7 protein-coding genes and 1 rRNA gene are annotated in these 5,889 nt (G+C 75.4%); 6 read left to right on the top strand and 2 right to left on the bottom strand.

Annotated features, from left to right (window positions below; translation table 11 throughout):
- Positions 1–7: 7 nt before the first annotated feature.
- A 5S ribosomal RNA gene (gene rrf / locus E1211_RS30095) occupies positions 8–124 on the top strand.
- A gap of 736 nt (positions 125–860) precedes the next feature.
- Here the strand turns inward: rrf and E1211_RS32805 are convergent.
- On the bottom strand, positions 861–1,823 hold the full coding sequence (locus E1211_RS32805) for a hypothetical protein (protein ID WP_165947372.1): 963 nt from the start codon (positions 1,821–1,823) through the stop codon (positions 861–863).
- Here E1211_RS32805 and E1211_RS33610 point away from each other — a divergent pair.
- Entirely contained in the window at positions 1,782–2,816 is a 1,035-nt protein-coding gene (locus tag E1211_RS33610) for a tetratricopeptide repeat protein (RefSeq protein WP_371686226.1), read from the top strand. The two genes, E1211_RS32805 and E1211_RS33610, sit on opposite strands and share 42 nt — an antisense overlap.
- Positions 2,813–3,832: an HAD-IIA family hydrolase gene (locus E1211_RS30085; protein ID WP_132353294.1), complete on the top strand. Its 1,020-nt coding sequence runs from the start codon at positions 2,813–2,815 to the stop codon at positions 3,830–3,832. Before E1211_RS33610 ends, E1211_RS30085 begins: the two co-directional genes overlap by 4 nt.
- A 15-nt stretch (positions 3,833–3,847) precedes the next feature.
- Here the strand turns inward: E1211_RS30085 and E1211_RS30080 are convergent, their stop codons facing one another.
- A complete protein-coding gene (locus E1211_RS30080; RefSeq protein WP_132353292.1) occupies positions 3,848–4,186 on the bottom strand; it encodes an SCP2 sterol-binding domain-containing protein in 339 nt (112 codons plus the stop codon).
- Between the two features lie 113 nt (positions 4,187–4,299).
- Between E1211_RS30080 and E1211_RS30075 the strand changes: the two genes are divergently transcribed.
- From E1211_RS30075 to E1211_RS30065, 3 genes are all read left to right on the top strand, one after another.
- Complete coding sequence (locus tag E1211_RS30075; RefSeq protein ID WP_132353290.1) at positions 4,300–4,971, top strand: phasin family protein; 672 nt, start codon at positions 4,300–4,302, stop codon at positions 4,969–4,971.
- A 73-nt stretch (positions 4,972–5,044) separates the two neighbouring features.
- Positions 5,045–5,284, top strand: coding sequence for a hypothetical protein (locus E1211_RS30070; RefSeq protein WP_243709768.1), 240 nt, complete (start codon positions 5,045–5,047; stop codon positions 5,282–5,284).
- A gap of 13 nt (positions 5,285–5,297) precedes the next feature.
- On the top strand, positions 5,298–5,889 hold a 592-nt coding region (locus tag E1211_RS30065), incomplete at its 3' end, for a TlyA family RNA methyltransferase (RefSeq protein WP_132353286.1).

Raw genomic sequence — 5,889 nt, 5'->3', positions numbered from 1 at the left:
ATAGAGTTACGGCGGTCATGGCGGAGGGGAAACGCCCGGTTACATTCCGAACCCGGAAGCTAAGCCCTCCAGCGCCGATGGTACTGCACTCGGGAGGGTGTGGGAGAGTAGGACACCGCCGGACATTTTTCCAGTCGAGGGCCGCCCCATCCGGGTCGGCCCTCGACTGCGTGGCGCCACAGATGGCGCAATCAGGAAGGATGTACCCCGTGAGTTCAGGACCGCAGGGCGGCGACCGCCCCCGTCGATACGACGACCGTACCGATCGGTCGGACGGGCGTGACCGGACGCCGCGGCGTGACGATCGCGACCGGCCGCCGTACCGCGGCGACCGCGACAACCGCGGCGGCTCACGCGGGTACGCCGGCGACCGTGAGGGCGGGTTCCGCGACCGCCGCGAGGGCTTCCGTGGCGGCGACCGGGACCAGGGGTCCCGAGGCGGCGACCGGGGTGGCTTCCGAGGTGGCGACCGCGAGGGCGGTTTCCGTGGCGGGGAGCGCCGTGAGGGCGGTTTCCGGAGCGGGGAGCGTTCCGGTGGCTTCCGCGGCGACCGCGACCAGGGTTACCGCGGTGGTCGGTCGGACGACTCCCGGGGCGATCGCCGGGAAGGCGGCTTCCGCGGCGGCGAGCGCCGCGAGGGTGGTTTCCGCGGCGGTGACCGGGACCAGGGCGCCCGTGGCGACGGTCGTGAGGGTGGTTTCCGCAGCGGCGACCGGGAGCGCGGCTACCGCGGCGGTGATCGTGCCGGGGGCTTCCGCTCCGGCGACCGGCCCGGCGGCTTCCGACCTGCTGACCGGGACGCCGAATTCCGGGGTGGTGACCGCGAGGGCTTCCGCGGCGGTGACCGCCGTGAGGCTGGCTCACGTGGCGGGGAGCGCGAGGGCTTCCGCGGCGGGGACCGTCGTGAGGGTGGTTTCCGCGGCGGGGAGCGCGAGGGCTTCCGCGGCGGGGAGCGCCGTGAGGGTGGCTTCCGCGGTGGTGACCGTGAGGGTTTCCGCGGCGGGGACCGTCGTGAGGGCGGTTTCCGCGGCGGGGACCGTCGTGAGGGTGGCTTCCGTGGTGGTGACCGTGAGGGTTCTCGTGGTGGGGATCGTCGTGAGGGCGGTTTCCGTGGTGGTGACCGTCGTGAGGGTGGCTTCCGCGGTGGTGACCGTGAGGGCTTCCGTGGTGGTGACCGTGAGGGCTTCCGTGGTGGGGACCGTCGTGAGGGTGGTTTCCGCGGTGGTGACCGTGAGGGCTTCCGTGGCGGGGACCGTCGTGAGGGCGGCTTCCGCGGCGGTGACCGCGAGGGCGGCTTCCGCGGCGGTGACCGCGACGGTGGCTTCCGCGGGGAGCGCCGCGAGGGCGGCGCCGGCGGTGGCGAGCGTCGTGACGGTGGCTTCCGGGGAGGGGACCGTCGTGAGGGTGGCTTCCGCGGCGGTGACCGCGAGGGCTTCCGCGGCGGGGACCGTCGTGAGGGCGGCTTCCGCGGCGGGGAGCGTGAGGGCTTCCGCGGCGGTGAGCGCCGTGAGGGTGGTTTCCGCGGCGAGCGGAGCGACCGCGGCGGATTCCGCGGTGGCGACCGTCGTGAGGGTGGTTTCCGCGGCGGCGACCGGTCGCAGCGGGACGAGCGTCGGTTCGACGACCGCCGGCGTGAGGGTGGCTTCGGTGGCCGGCGTGACGAGGGGGAGCGGCGTGCCGAGGGCGGGTCGGAGCGCTCCGCGGGTGAACGCGGCGCGGCTCCCGCGCTGCCGGACGAGATCGTCGCGACCGACCTCGACAAGGACGTCCGGGCCGAGCTGCTGTCGCTGGCCAAGCCGGTCGCCGAGACGGTCGCCCGGCACCTGGTCGCGACAGGTGTGCTGATCGACGAGGATCCCGCCGAGGCCCTGGCGCACGCGTTGGCGGCCCGCCGGCTGGCGTCCCGCATCGCCGCCGTACGGGAGGCGGTCGGTCTGGCCGCGTACCACGCCGGTGAGTGGCAGACGGCGATCGCCGAGCTGCGGACGTACCACCGGATGACCGGGGTGCAGAGTCACATCGCCGTGCTGGCCGACTGTGAGCGCGCCCTCGGCCGCCCGGAGCGGGCCATCGACCTGTTCCGTGGCGCCGACCGGGACGCGCTCGACCCGGCCACCGCCATCGAGCTGCTGATCGTCGCCGCCGGAGCCCGTGGCGACCTCGGGCAGAAGGACGCCGCGGTCGCGATGCTCCAGGTGCGCGAGCTGACCAGCGACGCGACCGAGCCGTGGGCGGCGCGGCTGCGCTACGCGTACGCCGACGCGCTGCTCGCGGCCGACCGTCGCGAGGAGGCCCGGGAGTGGTTCTCCCGCGCTTCGGAGCTGGACACCGACGGAGAGACCGACGCAGCCGAGCGGCTGCTGGAGCTCGACGGCGTGGTCATCGAGGGCGACGCCGAGGACGAGGACGCCGCCGATGCGGACGTGACGGACGCGGACGACACCGACGAGGACGCGGACGACGACTCCGACGAGGACGCGGCGGACGCGGCGGACGCGGACGACGCCGACGACGACACCGACGACTCCGACGAGGACGCGGACGACTCCGACGAGGACGAGGCGGACGAGGACGCGGACGACGAGGACGCGGACGACGACGACGAGGACGCCGACGAGGACGACGACGCCGACGAGGACGACGAAGACGAGGACGCGGTGCCTGGAGCCGACGGGGACGGGACCGGGCCGGCCGCAGAGCCGGTGAGCCGGAACGACGTCGTCGGCCGGGGCGGTCCCGACGACCCCGACCTCGGCGTGCGCGGCGGGGCGGAGGCTCCGGTGGGCGACGACGAGACGGGTCCGGTAGCCCGGTGACGGGAGACGTCGAGGGACGGCTGGTCGACGGGTACGCTCAGGTCGTCTTCGACCTGGACGGTGTGATCTACCTGATCGACCGGCCGATCCCCGGCGCTGTCGAGGCCGTCGGCCGGCTGCACGCCGAGGGGCGGGCGGTCGCGTACGCCACGAACAACGCCTCCCGCCGGTCGAGCGAGGTCGCCGAGCTGCTGACCGGTATGGGGGTGCCGGCCTCGGCCGAGGAGGTGCTGACCAGCGCGGCGGCGGCCGCGGAGTTGCTCCGGGATCGGCTGCCGTCCGGTGCTCCGGTGCTCGTGGTAGGTGCCGAGGCGCTGCGCGCCGAGATCGCCGCGGTCGGGCTCGTGCCGGTCGACCGGGCCGAGGACTCGCCGCAGGCCGTGGTGCAGGGATACGGGAAGCAGGTCGGCTGGGTCGAGCTGGCCGAGGCCACCGTGGCGATCCGGGCCGGCGCGATCTGGGTCGCCACGAACACCGACCGTACGCTGCCCAGCGGCCGGGGTCCGCTGCCCGGCAACGGCGCGTTGGTCTCCGTGGTACGGACCGCGCTCGGCCGGGATCCGGACGTCGTGGTGGGTAAGCCCGAGCCGGAGCTGTTCGCCACCGCCGCCCGCCGCGTGGACGGGCGGCGGACGCTGGTCGTCGGCGACCGGCTGGACACCGACATCGAGGGCGCCCGCCGGGCCGGCCTGGAGAGCCTGCTGGTGCTCACCGGCGTCAGCGACGTGTCCGAGCTGCTCGCCGCCGAGCCGGCGCGTCGACCCACGTACGTCGCCCACGACCTGGCCGGGCTCTTCGACCCGGCGGCGGTGGTGCGCGTGCCCGGCCCGGCGGACGCCGGCGGCTGGTCGGTCACGGCGCGGGACGGCGCGCTGGAACTCGGCGGTGCCGGCTCCCCGCTGGACGCGGTCGCCGCGCTCTGCGCCGCGGCCTGGTCGGCGTCGACCGTGCCGCCCGTCCGCGCCGAGTCGCCGGACGCGGCTCGGGCGCTGGCGACGCTCGGCCTGTCGGCCTGAGCGCCGCCTCGGGCGTCAGAGCAGTTTGCGGAGTTTCATCAGGTCGAACGGGTTGGCCTTGATCGACACGCGGCGGGAGGCCACCGCCCGGGCGATGTCGAGGTCGCCGTTGACGAGCGCCACGAGGTCGTCGCTGCTGGTGCTCAGCACGATCTTGGCCTTCGGGTCGTCGCCGTCGGTCAGGTCGATCAGCCGGCCCTCGGTGAGGCGACCGTGGAAGGCGGTGTCGAGGTCGGTGATCCGGCAGGCGAGGGTGCGGTCGAGGTCGACGCGCTCGCGCACCGTCTCGGCGTTGCGGTCCAGCCGGGCGGCGAGCTCCCGCAACGCCTGCCGACACTCGTCCACGCTGGCCACCCGTCGCCTCCTCACCCTGCGCCACACCGTCCTCGGCACCGTACCGCACGGGCCGGTCACCGGTGCCCGGTAGCGTGACACCTGCACATCCCGCCCCGCGGAAGGACTCAGGCATGCAGGACGCGTGGCGCGCCTACCTCGAGCTGGCCATGGGCCTGACGGAGGCGCCCCGGAAGAAGGCCCAGGACGTGGTGCGCCGGCTGGTCGGCTCGGGCGGCACGAGCGCCGCCCAGCTGCAGGCGCTCGGCGAGGAGCTCGTCTCCACAGGCATGGCGAACCGCGACGCGCTGACCAAACTCGTCCGCTTCGAGGTCGACCGGGCGCTCGGCCGGGTCGGGCTCGCCACCGCCGAGGAGGTCGCCGAGCTGACCCGGCGGGTGCAGGACCTGGAACGGCAGCTGCGGGAGGCGCGGTCGGCCGCCGCCGGTGCCGCGCCCGGCGTCACCACGGACCGAACCGCGGCGGCGGCGCCCGGCAACCCGCCGCACACTCCCGCGCCGGTGACCGCGACCCAGGACTCCGGGGCGTCCGCGGGTGGGCCGGCGGCGCCCACCGGTCCGGTGCCGTCCGAAGGGTCGCTCTCCGCGCCGGTCGCCACGCCGCCGGCGAAGAAGGCGGTCGCGAAGAAGGCCGTGGCGAAGAAGGCGGTCGCGAAGAAGGCCGAACCCGGCAAGGCGGTGGCGCGTCGGTCGCCGGGAACGGTCAGCCCGACCGGCGGGGACGCCGAGCCGGCGCACCCGCCGAAGAAGGCGGTTCGCAAGCAGCCACCGGGTGGTGCCGAGTGAACCGGCAGGCCGCCCCGGGGAGCCGGCCGTGAGCGGCCCGTACCGTCCGGGTCCACCGCCCGGGGGGCCGCCCGTGCCCCGGCCCGGTCCGCCCCCCGGCGGGCTGCCCGCCGCCCGACCGGGCCCACCGCCCGGCGGGCGCCCGGCGCAGCCCTCCGTCGAGGAGCTCGACGGGCCGGGGCATCCCGCTGTCGACGCGGCCGTGCAGGCGATGATCAATGCGTCGTCGCTCGCCCCGGCGGACCAGATCGCCCAGTACGAGGCGGCGTACGAGACGCTGCGCGAGACCCTGGCCGGCATCGACCAGGCCTGAGACCGGAGAACGAATGGCACGTCGCAATCGGCTGGACGCCGAGCTCGTCCGCCGTGGTCTGGCCCGCTCCCGCGAGCAGGCCGCCGCGCTGGTGGAGGCCGGCCGGGTCCAGCTGCGCGGGGTACCGGCGCGCAAACCCGCCGCCATGGTCGATCCCGCCGACCCGCTGCTGGTCACCGGCGCCGACCCGACCTCGGAGTACGTCTCCCGGGGCGGGCACAAGCTGGCCGGCGCGCTCGGGGCGTTCGGCGGGCTGGGCGTCGCCGGTCGGCGTTGCCTGGACGCCGGCGCGTCGACCGGCGGCTTCACCGACGTGCTCCTGCGCGCGGGCGCCGCCGAGGTGGTGGCCGTGGACGTCGGCTACGGCCAGCTCGCGTGGCCGCTGCGCACCGACGAACGGGTGCGGGTGTTCGAGCGGACCAACGTGCGCACGCTCACCCCGGAGACGATCGGCGGTCCGGTCGACCTGACGGTGGCGGACCTGTCGTTCATCTCGCTGCGGCTGGTGCTGCCGGCGCTGGCCGGCTGCACCCGGCCCGACGGTGACCTCGCGCTGATGGTGAAACCGCAGTTCGAGGTCGGTAAGGAGCGGGTGGGGGCCGGCG

The organism is Micromonospora sp. 15K316 (genome assembly GCF_004348525.1).
GTDB lineage: Bacteria > Actinomycetota > Actinomycetes > Mycobacteriales > Micromonosporaceae > Micromonospora.
This window is presented reverse-complemented; position numbering and strand designations above follow the sequence as displayed.